Raw genomic sequence first — 488 nt, 5'->3', positions numbered from 1 at the left:
CGGCCAGGCCAAGACCAGAGCCGGCGACCGCACGCACCTGGTCACAGGAAGCGGGCGCGAAAAATCACACAGCAGCGAAGACGCCGAGGCCGGAGAGGATTTCGAACGCAGAGTTGGCGAAGCCGACGACCAGGCCAGATCCTGTCAGGTCAGACTTCGGCTTGAGGTAGGAGGCGTAGGTCACCATGATCCCGAACCCCACCGGTAGCGAGAAAAAGATCTGACCGTAAGCCGCCATCCACACCCGATAGTTGCCCAGCGCACCCCACGACGGGGTGAACAATGCATTAAGTCCAACCGAGGCCCCGTCAAGGGTAAGAGCGACGATAACCAGAGTAATGAACATCACCGCGAGCAGCGGCATGAAGATCCACGATGCCCGGGTAATGCCCTTCTCGACGCCGGTAGCCATGATGGCAAGCACAAAAAGCCATAGCAACAACAATGGCCAGAACACTCCAGACACGAAGTGGAACTCGACGTCAACG

At 58.8% G+C, this 488-nt stretch carries 1 protein-coding gene; it reads right to left on the bottom strand.

Features of this window, described 5'->3' with window-relative positions:
- Positions 1-64: 64 nt before the first annotated feature.
- On the bottom strand, positions 65-488 hold a 424-nt coding region (locus CRD60_RS08405; protein ID WP_269088614.1), incomplete at its 5' end, for an SLC5/6 family protein.

It is taken from the genome of Bifidobacterium aemilianum (assembly GCF_003315635.1).
In the GTDB taxonomy this organism is placed as follows: Bacteria; Actinomycetota; Actinomycetes; order Actinomycetales; family Bifidobacteriaceae; genus Bifidobacterium; species Bifidobacterium aemilianum.
Note: the sequence above shows the minus strand (reverse complement) of the source record. Positions and strands in the feature narration are given on the sequence as shown.